General features: G+C 41.9%; 12 protein-coding genes. 8 read left to right on the top strand and 4 right to left on the bottom strand.

Features of this window, described 5'->3' with window-relative positions:
- Positions 1-5 precede the first annotated feature (5 nt).
- A complete protein-coding gene (gene arsH, locus GTU69_RS14635; protein WP_166171542.1) occupies positions 6-710 on the top strand; it encodes an arsenical resistance protein ArsH in 705 nt (234 codons plus the stop codon).
- Between the two features lie 116 nt (positions 711-826).
- Positions 827-1,888 (top strand): ArsO family NAD(P)H-dependent flavin-containing monooxygenase, encoded by a 1,062-nt coding sequence (locus tag GTU69_RS14630; RefSeq protein ID WP_166171540.1) that lies wholly within the window; start codon positions 827-829, stop codon positions 1,886-1,888.
- Positions 1,889-1,977: 89 nt separating this feature from the next.
- On the opposite strand, the gene GTU69_RS14625 is transcribed toward GTU69_RS14630, so the two are convergent.
- Both GTU69_RS14625 and GTU69_RS14620 read right to left on the bottom strand, forming a co-directional pair.
- Positions 1,978-2,625 (bottom strand): hypothetical protein, encoded by a 648-nt coding sequence (locus tag GTU69_RS14625; protein WP_166171538.1) that lies wholly within the window; start codon positions 2,623-2,625, stop codon positions 1,978-1,980.
- Positions 2,626-2,720: 95 nt separating this feature from the next.
- On the bottom strand, positions 2,721-3,530 hold the full coding sequence (locus tag GTU69_RS14620) for a DUF6502 family protein (RefSeq protein WP_166171536.1): 810 nt from the start codon (positions 3,528-3,530) through the stop codon (positions 2,721-2,723).
- Positions 3,531-4,041: 511 nt separating this feature from the next.
- Here GTU69_RS14620 and GTU69_RS14615 point away from each other — a divergent pair.
- The 5 genes from GTU69_RS14615 to GTU69_RS14595 all read left to right on the top strand — a co-directional run bounded on the left by GTU69_RS14615 (position 4,042) and on the right by GTU69_RS14595 (position 17,522).
- Positions 4,042-4,512, top strand: coding sequence for a hypothetical protein (locus GTU69_RS14615; RefSeq protein WP_086197121.1), 471 nt, complete (start codon positions 4,042-4,044; stop codon positions 4,510-4,512).
- Positions 4,513-4,553: 41 nt separating this feature from the next.
- A complete protein-coding gene (locus tag GTU69_RS14610) occupies positions 4,554-7,355 on the top strand; it encodes a DUF11 domain-containing protein (protein WP_166171534.1) in 2,802 nt (933 codons plus the stop codon).
- A 94-nt stretch (positions 7,356-7,449) separates the two neighbouring features.
- Positions 7,450-13,476: an SdrD B-like domain-containing protein gene (locus tag GTU69_RS14605; RefSeq protein WP_166171532.1), complete on the top strand. Its 6,027-nt coding sequence runs from the start codon at positions 7,450-7,452 to the stop codon at positions 13,474-13,476.
- Between the two features lie 3 nt (positions 13,477-13,479).
- Positions 13,480-14,550, top strand: a complete 1,071-nt coding sequence (locus GTU69_RS14600; RefSeq protein ID WP_166171530.1) for an OmpA family protein — start codon at positions 13,480-13,482, stop codon at positions 14,548-14,550.
- A gap of 23 nt (positions 14,551-14,573) precedes the next feature.
- Positions 14,574-17,522 carry a DUF11 domain-containing protein gene (locus tag GTU69_RS14595; RefSeq protein WP_166171528.1) on the top strand — a complete coding sequence of 983 codons (2,949 nt, stop codon included), beginning with the start codon at positions 14,574-14,576 and terminating at the stop codon, positions 17,520-17,522.
- 241 nt (positions 17,523-17,763) lie between these two features.
- Here the strand turns inward: GTU69_RS14595 and GTU69_RS14590 are convergent, their stop codons facing one another.
- Together GTU69_RS14590 and GTU69_RS14585 are read right to left on the bottom strand one after the other, a co-directional pair.
- Positions 17,764-19,512, bottom strand: coding sequence for a hypothetical protein (locus GTU69_RS14590; protein ID WP_166171526.1), 1,749 nt, complete (start codon positions 19,510-19,512; stop codon positions 17,764-17,766).
- Positions 19,513-19,642: 130 nt separating this feature from the next.
- Complete coding sequence (locus GTU69_RS14585) at positions 19,643-19,786, bottom strand: hypothetical protein (RefSeq protein ID WP_166171524.1); 144 nt, start codon at positions 19,784-19,786, stop codon at positions 19,643-19,645.
- Between the two features lie 204 nt (positions 19,787-19,990).
- Here GTU69_RS14585 and GTU69_RS14580 point away from each other — a divergent pair, with 204 nt between their 5' ends.
- A complete protein-coding gene (locus tag GTU69_RS14580; RefSeq protein ID WP_346764490.1) occupies positions 19,991-21,535 on the top strand; it encodes a sensor domain-containing diguanylate cyclase in 1,545 nt (514 codons plus the stop codon).
- Positions 21,536-21,580 lie beyond the last annotated feature (45 nt).

Raw genomic sequence — 21,580 nt, 5'->3', positions numbered from 1 at the left:
CTGATATGAGTCTCCCAAATCTTGAATTTGATCTTTTACCAACACCCACGTTTGCCGAGGTGCAGGCCAAAGAACTGACCCATCCGCCACGGATGTTATTACTGTATGGATCAAACCGCGAGCGCTCGTACAGCCGACTGGCGGTAATGGAAGCCGGCCGCATTTTGGAGCGGTTTGGCTGTGAGGTCAAAATTTTTCATCCCAAAGGATTACCGTTGCCTGAAGATGGCGATCTGGAACATCCGAAAGTGAAGGAACTGCATGAATTGCTGGCCTGGTCCGAAGGTATGGTCTGGTGTTCACCGGAACGGCATGGCTCGATGAGTTCAATCTTTAAGGCACAGATTGACTGGATTCCACTGGCAGCGGGTGCCATTCGTGCCACACAGGGCAAAACCCTGGCACTGATGCAGGTCAGCGGCGGCTCGCAGTCTTTTAATAGTGTGAATCAGATGCGCATTTTGGGGCGCTGGATGCGTATGATCACGATTCCGAACCAGTCTTCTATTCCCAAGGCCTTTTTGGAATTCGATGAAGAGGGACGTATGAAACCGTCATCCTTGTATGATCGCATTGTCGATGTGATGGAAGAACTGTATAAGTTTACCTTGTTGACCCGTGGGCAAAGTGCTTACTTGACCAACCGTTACTCGGAACGCAAGGAATCGGCTGAAGAACTCTCTAAACGAGTGAACCAGCGCAGTTTGTAAGGCTGGATTTGCTTGAATTCAGGTTTGTCCTGTCAATATAAGATGAATATGCTGGAACCCGCTGTAAAAGCGGGCTTCTGCATCAAGAACAACAGAAAAGTACAAGGGGAAAGGCTTTGGACACAAAACAGATCGAAACAGATGTGATTATCATCGGTGGTGGACAGGCCGGTTTGTCCACGGCCTATTTCTTAAAGCGTAAGAACATTCCGTTTATCATCCTGGATGATCAGCCTCAGCCTGGAGGTGCTTGGCAGCATTCCTGGGAGTCCTTGCGTCTTTTCTCCCCGAATAGCTGGAGCTCCCTGTCGGGCTGGATGATGCCGGCGACCGAACAGACCTATCCGACCCGTCATGAAGTGATTAACTATTTGACCGCCTATGAGCAGCGCTATCACTTTCCTGTAGTTCGTCCGGTGCATGTGGATCGCGTGGAAAACCAGGGGACATATTTAGAGGTCTATGCTGGTGAACGATGCTGGAAAGCCAAAGCGGTGGTAAGCGCTACCGGAACATGGAGTCAACCCTTTATTCCCGAGTATGCCGGCCGTGAGCATTTTCAGGGCGTGCAACTGCATTCCGCAGATTATAAAAATGCTGAGTTATTTAAAAACAAGAAAGTCATGGTGGTGGGTGGCGGTAACTCTGGTGCACAAATCTTGGCAGAAGTATCTCAGGTGGCCGAAACGCTTTGGATCACCCAGACACCGCCGCAGTTTCTGGCAGATGATGTCGATGGCCGTGTCCTGTTCTTAAGGGCGACTGAGCGCCTGAAAGCCCAGCAGGAAGGTAGAAAAATTGAGCAGCCCATTGGTGGGCTGGGTGATATTGTCATGATTGATTCAGTTAAAGATGCACGTGAGCGAGGCGTTTTGCAGAGCAGGCGTCCATTTTCAGCTTTTACAGAACATGGCGTGATTTGGGAAGATGGCAGCACGGCACAAGTGGATGCAGTGATCTGGTGTACCGGATTTAAAGCGGCGCTGAATCATCTCAGCAGCCTTGGAATTATCCAGCCAGACCAGACCATCGCGGTTAAGAACGGCCGCTCGGTTCAGTTGCCGAATTTATGGCTGGTGGGCTATGGAGAATGGACCGGTGCTGCTTCGGCAACGCTGGTGGGTGTTTCTCGGACATCTAGGGCAGTGGCAGAAGAAATAGCCTCATTTTTAGGATAACAGCGTGATTTAAATCCTGCAAAAAACGTGCTTGTGTTTGGGCGTAAACGTTTAAGTAGGACTCGCCTCAGTTTAAAGAGGCGAGGATGTCAAATACCCACATTCAATGGATAGGATATGTCACAAGATTTACGTTCGGTAAATGCTGCGTTTTGTTCCAGAGAATAAATATGATGATAGTTTAAACTCCAGGATGTTGGTTCATTCGGTAAATTAAACTTGTACTGATAAGTCGCTGACTCTTGTGGCTTATGCGCGAGTGTTAAATCATTGGCTGCACATTCGAAGTTATCATGAGTTGCTAGTTGTTGCCCATCTTGTCCTATGATCTGAATAGAAGGCTGACAATTTTCAAAATATTCCGTTGTTGTTCCCGAATTGTTATTGGTGACTTGAATCGTGACAGCAATATTTTCTTCTGGATTGGGATGGAGTGGAAGGCCTTGCTGAGTCTCCAGTATAGAGCCTGTTTCAAGATCGATTAATTGCATTTTAAGGTTAATTTGGTCGCAGGTTTTCTCTATGGTGCCACTCGACCATAAAACGAATTGATTATCATCTGGTAATACTTCGCCCTCTGATGGCATTGGTGAACTAAGTATGGGTGGATTACCACCTGTAGACGGCAGCCCCGTACCTCCTAAAGAAACGCCACCAACTGAAAAAGAATCTCCCTCGCCACAACCTAATAAAACACAAGGAATAAAACAGTAAAGAGACAAATTGCTTAACTTCAAAATTTTATACCTTTAGGATTACTGGACTACATTACAATAATTATACAATACGAGAATATATTAATTTAATATTTTTTATTTATAAGAAATATATATTATTTTTTTTTGATATCAATAATTTCATCATATTGATAGATTCCCAAGCTAAATCGGTGACAAGCATCTACCTTTCCTTCATCTTGTTGAGAGAATTCTAGTGCTTTACTTAACATTTTCTGAGCATATTCCTGCCATAGCTGAGTACCGTACTCTCGAAGCTCACGAATAGACTCTTCGGTTAATTCATCTGCTCGTAAGCTTTGCTCAAGATATTCATTCTTTGTGATGAAAATATTGGCTATCCCACAGCAGAGATGGTCGAATGCAGACTGAGAAAGAAGTACCTGGCTGTCATAAAGACTATTGCTGGGGGTAAAAGACTCTGTATGTAAAATAACCGTATTGGCTAATTCAGTCACTAAGCCTAAACGCTGCAGTTCCAGTAACATTGCACGTGGATGTTTGTCTTGAGAAACTTCTTTAGCTAATGTTTCAAAACTGATGTCTTGCCCGCTGAAAGCAATTCGTTTATGCCACTTTTTTTGAATCCATAAAGTAACAATTCGCGCAGGTACGCTTGGGCTTGGAGGAGAATGATTATGATGAGCTTGTTCAAGAGACCTTTGCTTAAATGTACTCACTTCTCTTCGATTTAGTCCAGATAACAAGCTTATGGAAGAGTCTGTTTTTTTCTGCTGCAAATATGCTAATTCTTTTTCAGCTTCATGATAAAAAACAGATTTTAATGAATGAGAAAATTCGCTATAGCCTACACCCGATTTCAATAACCAAGATACCAATGGCTCCATAATCTTTAGGACATTTATAAGCGCAATGTCTGAACTAGGGAGGTTGGAATCAGGCATAGATGTAATCCTATATAAAAACTCAACTTATGAATTATAATTTAAGAAAGAGATGATACCAGCATTCAATACATATAAATTAAGAAAAAATAAATAATGTTTGATTTATATCGCAATTTTTCAGTCTAAATTGCTTTGATAATTCATTCTCAATGGAAACTCTAACTCAAATAAAATACTAAATCGTTTTAGATTTTTTTGAATGATAGGCCCAGTAAAAATCGGTTACTGTCAGATTGGGTTTGAGCGAAGTACAATTTATACTTTTATTTATTTTTAACATAAATTTTCTTCAATTGCTCTACAACATTTCTCCAGTATATTTGTAAGTTTAACTTAACTATTTAAGTTGACTTTAAAGCCATTTGTAAGATTTAATCTATTAAAAAATAATAAAACGTGACCTAGTATTCATTATTTTTATATAAAAATGTGAAAAATGAACATTTTTTGTGGTAAATTTACCGCCATTGATAAATTAATGTGCAAATTGCACATTTAGGGGTTTGGCATGAAGATCTATAACTCAGTTAAAAAAGCATCCTTCTTACTAATAGGTGGTGCCTTGGTCAACTTTTCCTATGCAGCGACAGAAGCTTTAACCGCTGATATGAAAGTATATAAAGTGGATCAATTGAACAAGAAAAAGGAATTAAAGCCTTCAGATCAAGTTAAACCAAATACATTGCTTGAATATAAGGTCGAATATTCAAATGTATCTGCGAATAGCCTGAAAAATTTGAAATTAAATTTACCGCTTCCTGAATTTGTCACTTATACCGGCCAAAGTGTTCCAAAAGATACCTATGCTTCGATTGATGGCAAGTTTTTTGCTAAAGCACCCCTGACCCGAGTGGAAAATGGCAAAAAAGTGAATGTTCCACTAAATGAATATCGTGTTCTGCAATGGAATGTGAATGAGTTAAAAGCGAAACAAAAAATCACTGTTTCGGCTCAAGTTCGTGTCAACACTTCTAAATAATTTTTTCACGTCGTTTTAAACGTTTTATGGTTGATTTTTTTATGAAACAACATTTTCAATTAAGTAAAGTCGCGACTGCTTTAGCTGTTGTGGGTGGGGTGTCGCTATTTGGCAATTCTGCGATGGCAGCAACATCTACGCCTTTAGCGGGTCAAAATATCAGTAACGTGGCAACAGCAACTTATACCGATAATACAAATACTGAACGTGTGGTCACATCTAATGTGGTTAAGACCCTGGTAGCACAAGTAGGCAGCTTTACCTTGGTGCAGTCTAATGAACGTCAAACAGCGGCAAACAGTAGTGTAAGCTTCCCGCATATTCTGACCAACACGGGTAACGGCACAGACTCATTCACACTTAAAATTGCAAATGATACCGGCACGTTTGATTGGGCCAGTTATAATGTTTATGTTGACCGCAATCAGGATGGTATAGCTGATAATGATGTGGCTTTAACAGAAACAACAGCAATTGAATTAGCTGCCGGTGAATCTATCGGTCTGGTTGTGGTTGCTAAAACACCATTAGCCGCAACTGCAAGTCAGTATGACAGCCTCACATTGACTGCAACAGCAAAAACAGCAGCTTTATATGATACTGGCAAAGATACCGCATCAAATATAGATAAAGCGACAATTATTACTGGCGCTGTCATTGAAATTAAAAAAGAAGCTAGTGTCAGCACAATTGGTGCAAATGGCTATATCACCTATACATTGACTTTCCAAAACAAAGGTACAGCAGCGGCAACTTCAGATGTCATTATTTATGACGTACTGCCAAGTAATGTAACATTTGATACATCAACCACAGCTGATGCAAAGTTGGTTGCTTATTACAATGGCAGCTCAACGGCGCTTAATCCTGGCAATACTGATGCTGACGGTTTCTACTTTAAGACCCGTAGTGATGAGAAAGAAGCTTTTACCTTTAATGCAGGCAAGCTTGCTGCAGGATCGACGGGTAAATTAACCTTTACCGTTAAGGTCAAAAATGCTGCGGAAAATGGTGAAAAAATTACCAACACGGCATATGCGGATACTGACGGCTATACATCAGGCACCAATACACCATTAACACCGGATAATGTCCCAACAGTTCCACCGACAACGACGGATACAACCCTAGTTCCATCGAACCCGAACAATGTCACCGTACTGGGTACAACTTCTCACTCGATTAACGATGATGCATCTGTTTCCTGGATTGACAACAATGTTCCAACCGGTAGCGCTGCAGGCATTGATGACCAAGTTCATGCAGCGGCTGTGCAAGGTCAGGCGATTGTCTTTGGTAATAACACCACAGACGGTGATGTTATTTATGTTCATAACTCAGGGACAACGACTGACAGCTATAACCTGAGTGTTGCAGCTGCGGCAGGTTCATCTTTGCCGGCCGGCAGCATTATCGAAATTCTGAAAGCTGATGGTAAAACACCGGTAACAGATAACAACACTGGCCCGATTGCAGCTGGCGGAAGCTTAAAATTTGTAGTACGCGTTACTTTGCCAACCAGTGGTACAGTTGATGCAGACACTAAACTGACGATGACGAGCGCTTCTGTTAGCAACAGCAGCAATAAAGATACTATTTCTTTGGTTGTTGATTCATTCACAAAAAGTGCTGTGGATTTAATACATAACAAAGGCACAACAAGTTCGCCAGTTTATGTTGGTGATGGGCAGAAGAGCAGTACAGGTGTTCCTGACACAGCTTTAGTACCTGGTACATCTAAACAGCTGGATGTTACGATCAAAAATACAGGCGGTACGCCGGACAATTACAATATTACAGTTGAAGGTGTTCCAACTGGCTGGACAGCAGAACTGTTTGGAAAAGATGCGTCAGGTAATTGTACAAATACCAAAGTCACCAACTCTGGCACCATTGCCAATGGCAGTACAGGTAGTTACTGCCTGGTCGTTACTGCACCAGACGGCACGCCAGCAACCAATATTCCAGCAACCATTACAGTCAAGATCAGCTCGCCATCGACTGGCACTAGCGACGAGATTGGATTTAACCTGACGATTGCAGAACAGCGCGCGATAAGCTTCACGCCAGACCGCCAAGGCCAGTTAGCACCAGGTGGCAGCATTATTTACAGTCATACTTTAACCAACATTGGTAACGTCACTGAAGCTGATGGTAGCAAAACACTAGATTTTGCTTTACCAACACCGTCAGCAGGTGAAACGGTCACTGTTTATGTAGACGTAAATGGTAACGGCATACTTGATACTAATGAGTTGGTAACCGGTACCGGCACAGGAACTTTAAACAGCATTTTACAAAATGCAAAATTTGATCCATCTAAGTTAGCCGGCTTGCAGCAAGGTGAGTCAGTTACTGTTTATGTAAAAGTTGAAGCAGCTGCAACAGCAACAGCAGGTCAATCTTATACATCTACAGTGCAAATTAATCCTGAAACTGGTGCTACTTTAGGTTCAAACAGCATCCTGTCGATTACAGATCGCACAGTTATTAACCTGGGTTCAGTTCGTTTGGAAAAATTACAGGTTGCTGCAGACTGTACTGTAACACCTACTGATTCTGAGTACACTGGCAATCTGCAAAACGCTAAACCAGGCCAATGCGTATTCTATAAAGTGACGGCAACGAATCAGGGTAATGCTGATGCAACTGCGGTTATGATCAATGATGCTGTACCTGCATACACAACATACAAAGCGGGTTCAGTTGCACGTGATCCATCAACTCAAGGTACTGCACCAACCGAAACCAGCGGTAATGTAAGTTACAACGTTGGCACTTTAATTCCAGGTGCTTATGCAACATTGAAATTCGCTGTTACAGTTGATAAAGCCACTCAATAATCTTGTTTAAACCTGTATGCCTCTTTTTCGAAAGGGGTATACAGATATGTCTTTAATTATTTGTATTATTTATCTTTATTTTGGGGCTGGGTCAATGAAAAAAGCAATGAATAAAAAAGTGGAGACGTTATCTTTGTCTGCGCTTGCTTCAGCTTTGTTCTTTGCACAGCAAAGTCATGCGGTAATGCCGGTTGCTGGCCAGATCATCCAGAACATTGCTTATGCAAGTTACCAAGTCAGCGATTTGAATGGTGGACAATTGCTGCAAACGACTCAATCCAATGCGGTAAATGTTGAAATTGCCAAGTTCTATGGTTTCGAGTTATTTCCAGATCAACTTCAACAGGTAGAAGCCGGTTCGAAAGTGATTTGGTTAAACCAGTTGACCAATACCAGTAATACAAATGCATGGTTTGATTTTAAACTCACACAAACTAATTACTTATCAAATTTTAAAATTTACCTCGATGCCAATCAAGATGGGGTATTTGATATTTCAGATACACTGATTGAAAATGGATTACAATTACAACCTAATCAGACCGTTCATGTGTGGGTGGTTGCAGATACGTCATTACAGACACCTGATCAGACCAAGCTAGAACTCCCTTTAGTCGCACAAATTCGTGAAGAGCCACAACTACAAAAAACCGTTAAAGATCCTGTACAAATTATTGAGCCAAAATTAAAAATAGAAAAACAAGTGGACCAAAGTGTGCTGAATGCCAGTCAGCAAGCACAGACCCTGAACTATAGCTTGATCATTTCCAATACCGCTGATCTTGCAGTGACTCCGACAGAGGTAAAGGTTGATGGACAATTACAGTCCCTGGTGATTGTTGAAGATCCTATTCCAGCTAATACCGTTTTTGAAGACATTCAGGTTCTTGAGAAAAATCAGGAGGTTGAAGTTCTACATCGAATTGCAGAAGGGGAATATACGCGTTATTTGCCAAGTGACAAGAATAAAATTGGCTATGCTGTCGTTGCTTATAAAAAACCATTTCAGCCTCAGCAAAAAAGCACAGTCCGCTTGACGGTCAAAACCAATCCAATCCTGAGCTATACCACTTTGCGCAATGAAGCGTATGTGCTACACCGTTCTGCTACAGGCAGTAAAAAAACCCTGTCTAATCGGGTGGAAACCAAAGTTGCAGGCAAGTTGGTCATTGAAAGTACAACCAGTAATTTCGAGAAAGTCGTTGAAACCGGGACGGTGAACGAGCCGATTTATGTCAAAGCAGATGCCGCCATCTGTAATGCCAACCGCTCTGTTTCAGATAAGGTTCGTATTCAACTGGTCTCCAAACTGACGGGTGATATTGTTTATGTCAATGCAGTAGAAAGTGGTGAAAATACCGGCATATTTCAGTTTACCGTGGATACTGAGGAAAAGGCTGAAAAAAACCTGTCCGATCAGATTTTACAGACGCTCAAGCGCGATCAGGTCAGTATTCACCTGACCGACTGTCTGGACGAGCAGGGCAAGGTGAGCCAAAATATTGAAGACATCTCAACGGAGATCACCACAGAAGTACTGATTGATCCCTACGGAGTTGTCTTTGATGCAAAAACAGGCCAGGCGGTCGAGGGTGCAACCGTCACTTTGACAGATGAATTCGGTCAGCCTGTTGCAGATAATGTTGTATTTGAACATGATCGGGTGACTGGTGAACTAAAGCCGTTTCCTGTACGACAGGTTACCTCGTCGACCGGTCAATTTGTTTATCCACATGTCAAGCCGGGCAGCTATAAACTGATGGTGGATACCACCACAATTCCAGGCCGAAAGTATAGTTTTGCCAGCAACCAGGCACTTTATCCGGTGGATTCATTTAATGGCAAGGCTGTGCATCCGGCATGGTCTTATGGTGGCCTGTTTACTTTAACCGCCGCCAGCCCAGCGCTGAATATTGATATTCCGATTGATCCGCTACTGGATCAATCGCTATTAATGGTCAAAAAAACCGCTCGGGACAGTTCGGTAGAGCTGGGTGATTTCACCAATTACAGCATTACCGTGAGTAATAAGGGTGATCAGCTGGCACATGATGTCAAATTGCAAGATACCTTACCGCGTGGTTTTAGTTATGTGCCAAATAGCATGCGGATTGATGGCAAGCCAGTGGCTGATCCTGAAGGCGGAAAAGGTCCGTATTTAACTTTGGGGCTAGGTGATCTTGCCGTAAATGCGAATGCTAAAATTGAATACCGTGTTCTGGTTGGACCGAATGCTTTAAATGGTGATGGGATTAACCGGGCACGTGCCGTCGATCGTTACGGTCTAAGTTCCAATGAAGCACAGGCCAAAGTGAAAGTTCGCCCAGGTGTATTCAGTGCTGACGCGTTTGTGGTGGGTAAGGTTTATACTGACTGTAACCGCAACGGAATTCAGGACAAAGGTGAATTAGGTGTGCCGGGTGTACGGCTGTACATGGAAGATGGCAGTTATGTGATTACTGACCGTGAAGGTAAATATGATTTCTATGGCGTATCCGCAAAGACCCATGTACTGAAATTAGATCGCACCACTTTGCCGGCAGGTGCTGAATTGATCACCCAGTCTAACCGCAATGCCGGTGACCCTTCTAGCCGTTTTGTCGATGTAAAACGTGGTGAATTACATCGTGCTGATTTCGCAATGGTGGATCAAGCAGGCACATGTTCTGCACCATTAACGGATGTGGTGAAACAGCGTCAAGAAAAAATTAATAGCAGTAATTTAAATCTTGAAAAGGCGATTAACAAGCAACTTTCTATTGATGCACCGAGCTATTTAGAAACCAGTACGCGTTCAGAAAATTCCCAAGGCTGTTTGGCCAGTGAGACTGATCAAAATTGCCTGCTCAATCGTGGTGAGTCTGCTCAAGCAAAGCAACCGCAATTACGCATAGATCCAGTTAAACCTCCTGTTTTGGTGAATCTTGAAGAATATTTAAAGCGTAATGATCACAATAGCCTGGAAATATTAAATCTTAAGGAAGGACAGGTTCTCCCTTTTGCCCAAACGACTATTCAAGTCCAGGGTGCAGCGGGCGCGACACAACGTGTTTTAGTCAATGATGTGATTGTGAAAGAAAAGCAGCGCGGTAAATTGGTCATCCTAGATGAGCAGCGTAAGCAAGGGGTTGAATATGTAGGTGTAGCATTAAGCACGGGTAAAAATAGCATCCGTGTGGAGCAATTGGATTTTGCGGGTAATATCCGGGAAAGCCAGCAGATTCAAGTGATTGTTCCAGATGACATTCATGACATTAAGTTAAAAAAAACTCAAGCATCCGTGATGGCAAATGGTCGTGATGTTATGCAACTGGTGGTACAGCTACAAGACAAACAAGGAATAAAAGTCGCTACACGTACCGCACTGACCTTAGACAGTGACATCGGTATGATTGATCTGCAAGATTTGAATCCAAATGAGCCCGGGATTCAAACCTTCATTGATGGCGGCGAGATGATTATACCGATCATTGCACCGAATACTGCTGGACGTGGAAAACTGCGCGTCAGTAGCGGTTTACTTAAACAAGAAATAGATATCCAGTTTGAGGCAGATTTACGTCCTCTGATTGCAGTCGGTTTAATTGAAGGCTCGATTAACTTCAATAATTTTGATAGCAAACAGCTGCATAGTGTTAATCGTAATGATGGCTTTGAAGACGAGTTGAATGAAATTGCCGAGTGGGGTAACGACACCTCGTTGAATGGTCGTGCTGCGATGTTCCTTAAAGGTAAAGTTAAAGGTGATTATCTTTTAACTCTTGCCTATGATTCAAATAAAAGTTCCAAACAACGCCTGTTCCGAGATATCCAACCTGATGAATATTATCCGGTTTATGGCGATGCTGCGGCAAAAGGCTTTGAAGCACAATCGACCAGCAAATTGTATGTCCGTTTAGACAAAGGGCGTTCCTATGCGATGTATGGTGACTATGTGACCCGTACAGAGAAAGATGAAGGTTTAGCTTTAGGGCAATATAACCGTTCATTGACAGGGCTTAAAGTGGGGCATGAAGGTGATCAGTTCCAATCTTCAGCTTTTGTCGCTGAAACCAAATCGCGTCAAGTGGTAACTGAAAATCGTGCTCTGGGTATTTCTGGTCCATATAGTCTCGGTTCAATTTCAAATGATCTGATTTTAGAAAACAGTGAAAAAGTTGAAGTGCTGACCCGTGACCGCAATAACCCGGGCCTGATTATTGCAAAACAAACCCTCACCCGTTTTTCTGATTATGAAGTCGATACCTATAGCAACAGTATTTATTTAAAACAAGCAGTCCCGAGTGTAGATAAAGACCTCAATCCAAACTTTATTCGTATTACGGTTGAGGCGGACGAAATTGGTGAAGAATATCAAGTCGGTGGTCTTAGCTTTAGTTATGCGATGAAGCCCCAGCTCAAAATTGGCGGCTCATTTGTTCAAAGTAATGATCCCCTGAAAGAAGAACAAATTGCCAGTTTAAATACTGTGGTGAAACTGGGCCAGTATGCCAAAGTGATTGCCGAAGTGGCACAGTCGAAGAATACGAATTCTACAGCAGATCAAGTGACCCAGATCAATAGCGGTGTAGCTGGCGAGAAGGATGAAGGCACGGCTGCCCGGGTAGAATTTGAATATGCACCAAGTTTTGCCCATGTGCGAGCGTATCACCAGCAAGCAGAAGACGGATTTCAAAATGATGCAGCCACTATTAGTGCAGGACGTAAAGAAAGTGGCATAAAAGTTTCAGCACCGATTGCGAAGCTTGGTTTGGCTCGTATGGAAGCGATTCGTACAGAAGACCAAAACAATAATGGGGTACGTACCGGTGTGTCTGCCAGTCTGGAACGTAATTTCTTTAAAATTCTCGCCGTGGAATTAGGTTTACGTCATTATGACGAAACCAGTACAGCTGCAACTTCGGCAACAGAAAATCAGGGCCCATATAATGGTACTACCGGGCGTATCAAATTTACCGGTAACTTGCCGTGGAAAGGGGCATCAGCCTTTGTCGAGTATGAACAGGATCTCTCCAATTCCGATAAACAGGTTTTGTCTGTAGGCGGGGCAGTTAAAGTCCTGCCAAATACTGAAGTCTATGCCCGTCATGAAGTGATTTCTGCGATTGACGGTTTGTATTCCATGAATACTACGGAAGAAACCAACAGCACGGTATTGGGTATTTCCAGTCAGTATATGAAAGATGCTTCCGCATTTAGTGAATACCGTGTTGCAGATGGTATGAGTAACCGTGAGGCGGAAGCGGCTATGGGTTTACGCAACCGTTGGCAGATTAAGCCGCATGTCTATATCAGTAGCAGTTTTGAACGAATTCAAAGCCTGTCTAAAAATATTGAAAATAGCGATAATGATTCAACAGCAGCGAGTCTGGGTCTGGAATATTTGGTTCACGACAATTGGAAAGCTATGACGCGTTTAGAGGCACGTCGTTCCGACAGTTCCGATACGATGATCAATAGCATTGGTTTTGCCCGTAAGTTGACAGATGATGCCACGATTTTGACCAAAAATACGGTTAATTTTGTCGATAATAAAGACCCCGAGCGCGGTGATCATCTGCGAAACCGTTTCCAACTCGGTTTGGCATGGCGTGATGATGAACACAATCAACTGGATGTCCTGTCAAAAATTGAATATTACTATGAGGATAATGCAACTGACCTAGAAGCAGCATTTAAGCGTGAATCCTATGTGTCATCTACGCATTTAAACTATCATCCTTATCGCCAGCTGACTTTGTCTGGTCAGTATGCAGCAAAATGGTCCACCTTGGATGAAGAAAAAGTTACAAGTTCGGCTTTAACCCAGTTGCTCAGTGGTCGAGTCATTTATGATTTGAATGAACGCTGGGACATGAGCCTGCAGGCCGGTTCACTTTGGGCAAACCATGGGGCAGGGACACGTTATTTGCTGGGTGCAGAAGTGGGTTATTTGCTGGCAACCAATCTCTGGGTTTCTGCAGGATATAATTTCCTCGGTTATCAGGATGATGAATTAGCTAATACCAGTTCCAGCGGTCAAGGGGCCTATTTAAGATTTAGATTCAAGTTTGATGAGGACCTGTTTGGACGCCGTAATTCTGGGGTAAATTCTTCTTTAGAATCGGTGCAGGAGCAATAATTCATGCGATTAAAATCAATGCTTCTGCTCAGCGCCTGTTTATATCCCATATGCCATTCTGTTCAGGCACAGACCCTACAGTCCTCTGCTGTTGAAGCCGAGGTGTTAAGCCAGCAGTTACAGCCTTATCAGCAGGTCAGTGATGCTCAAACACGTTATCAGGCCTCTAAAGCACAGATTTGGTTAAGTTATGCGAAAAATGAGTTTTTAGAACGGAGTCTAACGACTGCTGGAAGGGAAGCTCTAGCTCAAGGGCATCAGATTGCAGAAAAATTAGCCCAGAAACAGCCGCTCAGTTTAACTACGCCTATTTTAACTGTTTCACAAGTCATGCGCCGGGACTTATGGTGGCAGGTGGAATATTTCAAACAAAGCGGGGCATTGGAAAAAGCTCCTGAGCAATTGGCTCATGCAGAAGTGATGTTGGTTTGGGCGGCAGCAGAATATTGCGAACTGGGCTGGCGACATGCCAGAGAACATTTTGATGCTGCTGAACAGGCGCTATACCAGGTGGCTGTCGCAACACGACAGGATCATATTGATACAGTGAAATGGGATGGGCAAGCTTTACCAAGTTTAAAGCAGCTTAATGGACCGGGCTGCCAAGGGGTAAATGTTGATTACTGGCCATTGAAGGTGTCAGCTCCTATCCAGGACCAGACCAGCAAGCCAGCCTTAACAGAACCAGATCCAAAGATTGAAAACGTGGTGCATTTTGCCGTGGATCGCGCCGATTTAAATGCTGAAGCAAAAGCGGTCCTGGATCACTTAAGCACCTTTTTGCTTGAGTACCCTGACATCCAGATGACCTTGGTGGGATATACAGATCTGCGAGCCAGCGATGCTTACAACCTAAAATTGTCGCAACGCCGTATTCAAACGGTACGTGATTATTTAGTGGTTCAAGGGGTGTCCGCAGCACGTATTTCCGAAAAAGCGAAAGGAAAACAAGACTGGGTAGCTGATCCGCAACAAAATATTGCCCATGCCAAAAGCCGCCGGGTGGTGATTGAATTCGATGATGCTGAAGTGCATGTACAGCCACAGTGGCGTGATTTACAGCCAGAGCCATGATCAGGAATTGCAAGGATTAAAAGATGAAAAAAGCAATGTGTAAAAAAATTCTGGCGATTTCCATGCTGACGGCTGCCCTAAATACTCAGGCCTATGCCGTTGCTGATGTAAACCTGTCTACTAAAGTCATTCAGCGTAGTTTTGTGAATTTGGGTTTTGAAACTGTGCCGGACCCAAAATGGAGAAATACGGATAAAACTTCAAAATATTGTTATGATTATACTGGATTAAATGGAAGTGGCAGTCATACAGGAAGCTGGACTCAAGGTCACTGTCTATTTGATCAGCGAGGTGTTTTGGGGTGGCGAACAACAGCAAGTACGAAAGATGGTGATAAGGCCGAGATTTCACGCCGTGAAATTGAGTTTTGGAAGTATGGTGGGTGGAATGGTATTAATGCATATAATGGAACATATTATGCGGAATTAAATGCGCATGAACCTTCAAGCTTGTATCAAAACGTTTGTGTCTCAGATCAAGATAAAATGACGTGGTCTTTACGTCATGCTGTACGAAATAATGTTACTACAGAAAAAATTAAGTTTTTTATCAGTGATGAAATTGTAGATCCAATTCCGAATGGGGGAACTGCAAATGCAATTACTGTTACTGGAAAGCAATATTTCAGTAATGATCAGGGGCAAACAGAATTTAGTTCTGATTCAAGTTATTTAAAAAAGTGGAAAGAGCACAAACAATCTACAGCAGTAGCTCTTAAAACCTTTTTAAATGGTGCAACAGCTAAAGTTAAAGCATTTGGTTTTGAAGGTGTAGGCACGGGTGAAGAAGGCAACTGGCTAGATGATATTAAACTAAATTTAAAGCCAGCAATTGAATTTTCTGCAGAGAGTGGGGCGGTGTTGGAAAATGCTACAGGGAATTTACACTCAGTTGATTTTAATATTGTTGGTTTAGTAGAAGGTGATATTGAAGTCGCTTTTATGATTGACAACAGTATTATTAATAATCCTGCACAGTATGGCAAAGACTATAAAATTTATGACAATAGCTCAGCACAGCCTATCGAAATTATCCCAACTCCAGATCCTAATAATCCAAAGATTCTGCGTTTTAAATATAAAATTAAATACAATTCAGCCCTTAAATATGACAGTGGGGTAACAGTTAAAGGTCTAGCGATACAAGTCTTTAATAATTTGGATAAAGAAGGTAATCGCATAATCCCGTTTGAGCTGGACAGAACACAAACTACTATTGCTGTAATGGATTTAAGTGATTGTGGCGGGCGAGTTTTTGAAGGTTTCCAATATGAAATTCAAGATGATGATGTCGATTTGGGGGTGATCAAACAGCTCGTAGATCAAGTCGCACTTCCAAATACGGCTGTTTCATACGAAATCACCTTATTGAATGACAGTCAAGCCACTGCGAATAATGTCGTATTAAAAGATCAGCTTCTGGCCAATTTGACTCAGGATCAGACGACCAGCTTGGTTTGTGAAGCGATTGAAAATGAAGTTAAAATAGCAAGCTGTCCTGTATTTACTTCTGCAACTGATGCTGCAAGTCAGTTATTTTCTCCAACAGGTTTAGCTTTGGGTAATGTGCCAGGAAAAGCAAAATTTAAATTCACTTTGTCTAATTTAAAAGTCAGTGCGAGTGATACTGGAACTGGTGAAAATAAGGGGTATATTGCGAATAAGGCTGAAGTCAGCACGACATCCAATGATATTAACCTTGACAATAATAATGCGATCGCTAAAAACCTGTATGCTGCAAAAAATGATTTATTTAATGCGGATGCCACCAAAACCGGAACTAACTTATTTGTGATTGATAATAATGGTCAACCGCTCTGGACTAAATCCAGCCATGAAAATAAGGCTTATTTTCCTTTAAGCATTAAAAATGAAGCGACCTTGGCCCAGGACTATCAATTGTATGCCTCTAGTACTGCGATCGCCCCAACACTCAGCACTGGCGGCTATTCAACATTAGTCAAGAGTGGCATTAATTCTTTTACCTCCGGCTTGAAAATCGAATTTTATAAGGCGGATGAGGCTCAATGTAAAACGGGTTTAAACACTCAGCAAATTACCCAGCTGAATGTTGCAGCAAATACCGTAGCACAAGTCTGCGCCGTGGTTACCGTCTCCCCATCTGTAACAGCGACCACTAATATCTGGTTCGCGATTGAATCACTGCAATCAGGGTTGGGTGACGTTATCTTAGATGCTGTGATTCCTCCAGCTCAAAAACGGCTGCTCGAACTGACCAATGACCAAAGCGCACAGGTGGGTATTGGCGGTACATACGTATTCTTGCACCGTTTGACTAACTATGGTGTAGCAGATGAAACCAAAGTTAAAGTCAGTCTGAATGCCGTGAATGGCAAAGATGGTTTTTTATATACCTTATTTGTCGATAAAAATGGTAACGATATGCTGGACGCGACCGATACATTGCTATCCGATCTAGAAACAGAGTTAAGCCATATTATCCGACCAAACCAATCCGTCACTTTATTAATAAAGGCTGAAGCACCTGCTACTGCAACGAATGGTATAAATAGCCAGGTAAAATTGATTGTTAAACCGGATAATACAGGAAAAGAAATAGCATTAGTTGATCTGATGAATACCGATTTAATTACAGTTAGCCCAAACCAATTAAAAATTCTTAAATCGCAGATGAAAGTTGAAAATTGCGATATGCCAGATAAGTCAGCAGTTATGAACGCAACCTATACGGTACAAAATGAAAACTTGAAGCCAAATCAATGTTTAATTTATCGTATCTTGGTGAAAAATATGGGTAATGCGCCGTTAAGCAATGTGGTCATTAACGATATGTACCCCGCTTATACTCAGCCCTGGAAATCAGGGACAGTTTTACCTATGACCAGCAGTGGTGAAGCGGTTGAAGATAATGCGAGCAGGGTAAAAACCACCTTTGTTGAATTGTTGCCGCAGCAACAAGAATCACTATATTTTGGCATTAAGCTAAACTAATGTCTAAGCTTGCCCTACATATGGGAGTTGTTGATTGTCGATTCATAGGCTTTCTTATGATAAAACGCATCGAGATCAAAAGAACCCATTCACGTTAGCGTTCTAACTAATAATTATTCCAAAAAATAAGAGCTGATAAATCAGCTCTTATTTTTTGGAATAATTATTTAATTAAGACAATTGAGCAGCACCAAAATCAGCTCGTTGATTACCTTTCTCTTGAGAGTTCACCAGTCTTGCTTTAGGCCTTTTGAGACAATCCCCAACTCTTTGCAGAGAGCAGAAATTCATAGTTTAATGCCATGAGGATGCTCTGCATATTAAAGTTATTGCGGTCTTCAGGTAACTGTAACAGAAGCGGTAAACGTGTTACGCCATTTTCACCATTAGCAAAGGCATAATGCCGTACTTTAGAGTCAATCACCGAAATTAAATTCTTCGCTTCCAGATAAACACTCTCTTGAGAGGCCTGTTTTTGAATAGCAATAATTCTAATATAGCAACGATCTCGAACCTCGATCAGATTCTGTTTTAATTCATTGATCTTCAATTCATGATTTTCAGATTTGTTAAACAGCCGTTTAAGAAAACTGCTATTTTCGGCATTTTGCATTTCGCGTTCTAACTGGCGTATGTGCTGCTGGATCTGGCGGGTTTGTTCCATCGCGCTATTGAGCAGTTCCCTAATTTCCTGAGTGGGGGCTGAAACCGCTTGTAGCTGTTGCTGATACTGAAATTCATCGTGAAAGATCACAAAGATTTGCGCACGACGTTGTTCCAGTAATTTTAAATAGGCAATTAATCGATATTTGAACAGACGTGCATGCTGATTAAACTGTAGCATGGGTTGCTGCGATAAAATTTCCAGTTGATGCAGAAACTCATTAATTAACCTTAAAATATTTAAATAGCAATATTCTAGTTCATCGGTATGTTGCACACTGTTTTTTAAGCCTTTTAGCAAAGGTTCGAGAATATTTAAGGATAAATCTTTTTCTAAGATTTCTAGATGCTCTTTCACCAAGTGGTCGATGGAAAAACTTTGAATATTTAAAATTTCTTTTAAACTTGGGATGAGATTTTGCTGATTATATTCATGCAGGGATTCAATTAGTTCCACAATATGCGGATTCATTTTGCGCTGAATACCAATGATTCGGTTCATCAGTTGTTTAAAATTTGCAAAATAATTCGCTTGATCCAGCTGTTGCGGGTCAAGAACCAAACCACTGATATAGAATCGATCCTCTTTACCAAAGTTTTCTTCGGTTAAAAAACGGCGAATTGAATAGGCAGAAACTGAACTGTCGTAGGTGCTGCTCAGGACAAAATAATATTGAAAGGTTTTGATAATTTCAAAGTCGCGAACGCGTTGTTGCTGAATAAAATAATCCTGAAAAATTACTAGTCCCTGTTCAGCATATTCACTCGGCAAAATATGGGCAAACCAGCTTCCCAGAATTTCACTTTTCATAAAAATTTCAAAGATAAAAGTTCGAACCTGCTCAATATCCAAATGCCGGTGATTTTCAGAAACAGTAAAATCTAAGTCCCGAATAATCAGGGCAGCGTCATACAGAAAGGCTTTTTTGATCAGTTGCTGTGCCTGAATGTCTGCTGAATGTTCTAGATCAATCTGGTTAATTTCACGCACAATACTTTCTAGGTAATCGGCAATCTGAAAGTCGGTTTGATAGCCTTGCAGATAGCTGAATGTACTCTTTATTCTGTGCGCGAGTTGCAGTAATTCGGAGTTTTGCGTGTCAAGCTGAAGATTTTTTAGGCTAGTATGACCTTTAAACTCAAAGGTCTGGTTCAGGTAATTCCATGCGATATTCTTGGCTTTCAGGTACTGGTCTTCTATTTTCTGATGCAATGCTTGCGGCGTCGTCGATAGGATGGACTGTAGTTGTTGTTGCCAATGCTTATCGAGAATAGGATCAATTTGTTTTAATTTTACCCGCAGCTGATAAGGAATATATGTTTGCATTGAAATCCAAAAACCTTGTAATAAGTTCAAACTTTTAGGGAAAATAAGTCGTGTGATTTATATCACAAATATAAGTCTTAACTGGGAATATAGCATAAAAAAAATCGATATCGGCTGTGTTCATTGCTGGTTAAATGATCTGAATCTGTGCTGAGCGTAAAAATGCAGTAACCCCACGACTCCAAGTAATCCGGTACCCTGCATGTTCAGGCCATTTTCCTGAAATCATCAGTTCAGGCAGAAACAGCGATGAATGCCTAGAGCATACTTCCAAGCATTGACATCCCTTCTGCACTACAGTGGCAGTGCATTCGTTGAACGCTCGGTAAAACAAATAGGACCGGAAAAATTGACGGCCATTTCTGGGCGATTTGACTCACGTCGATGTTATTGAAATAAACCGTGTTTTTTCATTATTTTGTGATATAAGTATCGTAAATAATGATTGGGAATTGCCCTATTGAGACAGGTTTTACTGGTGCCTCGTTTAAATCTGCGCAGCTTAATATTACTTTTAACGGTTTTAAGCGTGACCTGTCTGTTTGTCTTTGCTTTATTTTTTGTTAACTATACAGTGAAAGAGCGCCTGATCGATAACTCTCTGGCCTTGAATGCTGAATATTCCTCAAGGATTGCTGCCCATACCAACTATCAGTTTGAAGAAATCTTAAAAAATTTACGCTTTAGCGCCAGGCTGCTCGGTCAAGATTTTGCTAGTCCCAGCCTGAGGAATAGTGAAACGGCACGCCTGAAAAGCCAGTCCGGACATTTCAACAGTGTTTTTCTGGTTGACCGGGAAGGGCATATCATTTCATTTTTCCCGACCACCTTAAAGATTGATTCTAAACAGATCCATAAAACCCTTGGTATCACCGAGTCGCTCAAACGCAAGCAAACTTATATTTCTTCTCCATACTGGTCATCAACCAAAAGACTGATCGTGATTATTTCTGAACCAGTCTTCGATACCCAGGGGCAATACTTGGGCTTTATCGCCGGTACGATTTATCTACAAAGCAAGAATCTGGTCAGTGAAATGCTGGCCTCCAAATATGGTTACAAGAAAAATTATACCTATGTTATGGATGACCAAAAACGCATCATTTTTCATGCCGATACTCGGAAAATTGGCCAGAAAGTCCAGGTCAGTGATGGCTTAACCCCGATGCTTCAGCAACAAGATGGCGCTTTTCGTCTGATGAACGGCCAAGGCATAGATAGTCTAGTCGGCTTTTCACATATTCCCAGTGTGAACTGGATTGTGGTATCGCAGCAGCCGATTGACGAGCTGTTTGCTCAAGCCAACAGTATCATTATCAACGTATCCATCGGGATTACCCTGTTCTATTTCTTCATTTTCTTTGTGGTCTGGCGTTTATCGGGTTTGATTGCACTACCTTTAAACCATTTGGCGAAAATGGCCAGTATGCTAAATCAGCCGGAGATTCAGGAAAAAATTAACAGAATTGACCCTGTATATTTTGAGGTTGATCAGTTCAAAAATTCCCTGATGCTAAGTTCTCAGAATTTTAATGAAAAAATTGATGAGCTAAATCAGTCGGTGAATACCGATCCGTTGACCGGTTTATATAATCGCCGTGGGATGAAGCTGTTTCTTGAAGAATTTGTGCGTGTGCGTACCGAATTTGCGGTACTGGCAGTGGATATCGATTTTTTTAAAAAGGTAAATGACAGCTATGGCCATGACAAAGGCGATATTGTCTTACAAAGACTGGCCAGACTGATGAAATATCATTTTCGTGACAATGACATCTGCTGCCGTTCAGGGGGAGAGGAGTTTATTATTTTAATGGCTGCTTCAGACCCGATCACCGTTTTTCAGGCGGCAGAACGACTACGAAAGGCAGTTGAAATCACGGAAATCGAGGAAATTGGCATTGTCACCATTTCAATAGGCATTGCTTATTGGCCGCATAGTTCTGAGGATGTGGAAGAGGTACTGAAAATAGCAGATCAGCAGCTGTATCAGGCCAAGCGTGAGGGACGTAACTGCACGCGTTAATTTCAAGTATCTAACTGATGCAAACACGACAGAGAGAGTTGAGGT

Source organism: Acinetobacter sp. SA01, assembly GCF_011319235.1.
Taxonomy (GTDB): Bacteria; Pseudomonadota; Gammaproteobacteria; order Pseudomonadales; family Moraxellaceae; genus Acinetobacter.
The sequence above is the reverse complement of the archived record's forward strand: the minus strand, read 5'-3'. Positions and strand labels throughout refer to the sequence as shown.

Coding starts and splice junctions, on each gene's coding strand:
- GTU69_RS14620 (WP_166171536.1), bottom strand. CDS start 3,530: ATGCCTGATTCCAACCTCCCTAGTTCAGACATTGCGCTTATAAATGTC.
- GTU69_RS14615 (WP_086197121.1), top strand. CDS start 4,042: ATGAAGATCTATAACTCAGTTAAAAAAGCATCCTTCTTACTAATAGGT.
- GTU69_RS14600 (WP_166171530.1), top strand. CDS start 13,480: ATGCGATTAAAATCAATGCTTCTGCTCAGCGCCTGTTTATATCCCATA.
- GTU69_RS14590 (WP_166171526.1), bottom strand. CDS start 19,512: ATGCAAACATATATTCCTTATCAGCTGCGGGTAAAATTAAAACAAATT.
- GTU69_RS14605 (WP_166171532.1), top strand. CDS start 7,450: ATGAAAAAAGCAATGAATAAAAAAGTGGAGACGTTATCTTTGTCTGCG.
- GTU69_RS14610 (WP_166171534.1), top strand. CDS start 4,554: ATGAAACAACATTTTCAATTAAGTAAAGTCGCGACTGCTTTAGCTGTT.
- GTU69_RS14595 (WP_166171528.1), top strand. CDS start 14,574: ATGAAAAAAGCAATGTGTAAAAAAATTCTGGCGATTTCCATGCTGACG.
- arsH (WP_166171542.1), top strand. CDS start 6: ATGAGTCTCCCAAATCTTGAATTTGATCTTTTACCAACACCCACGTTT.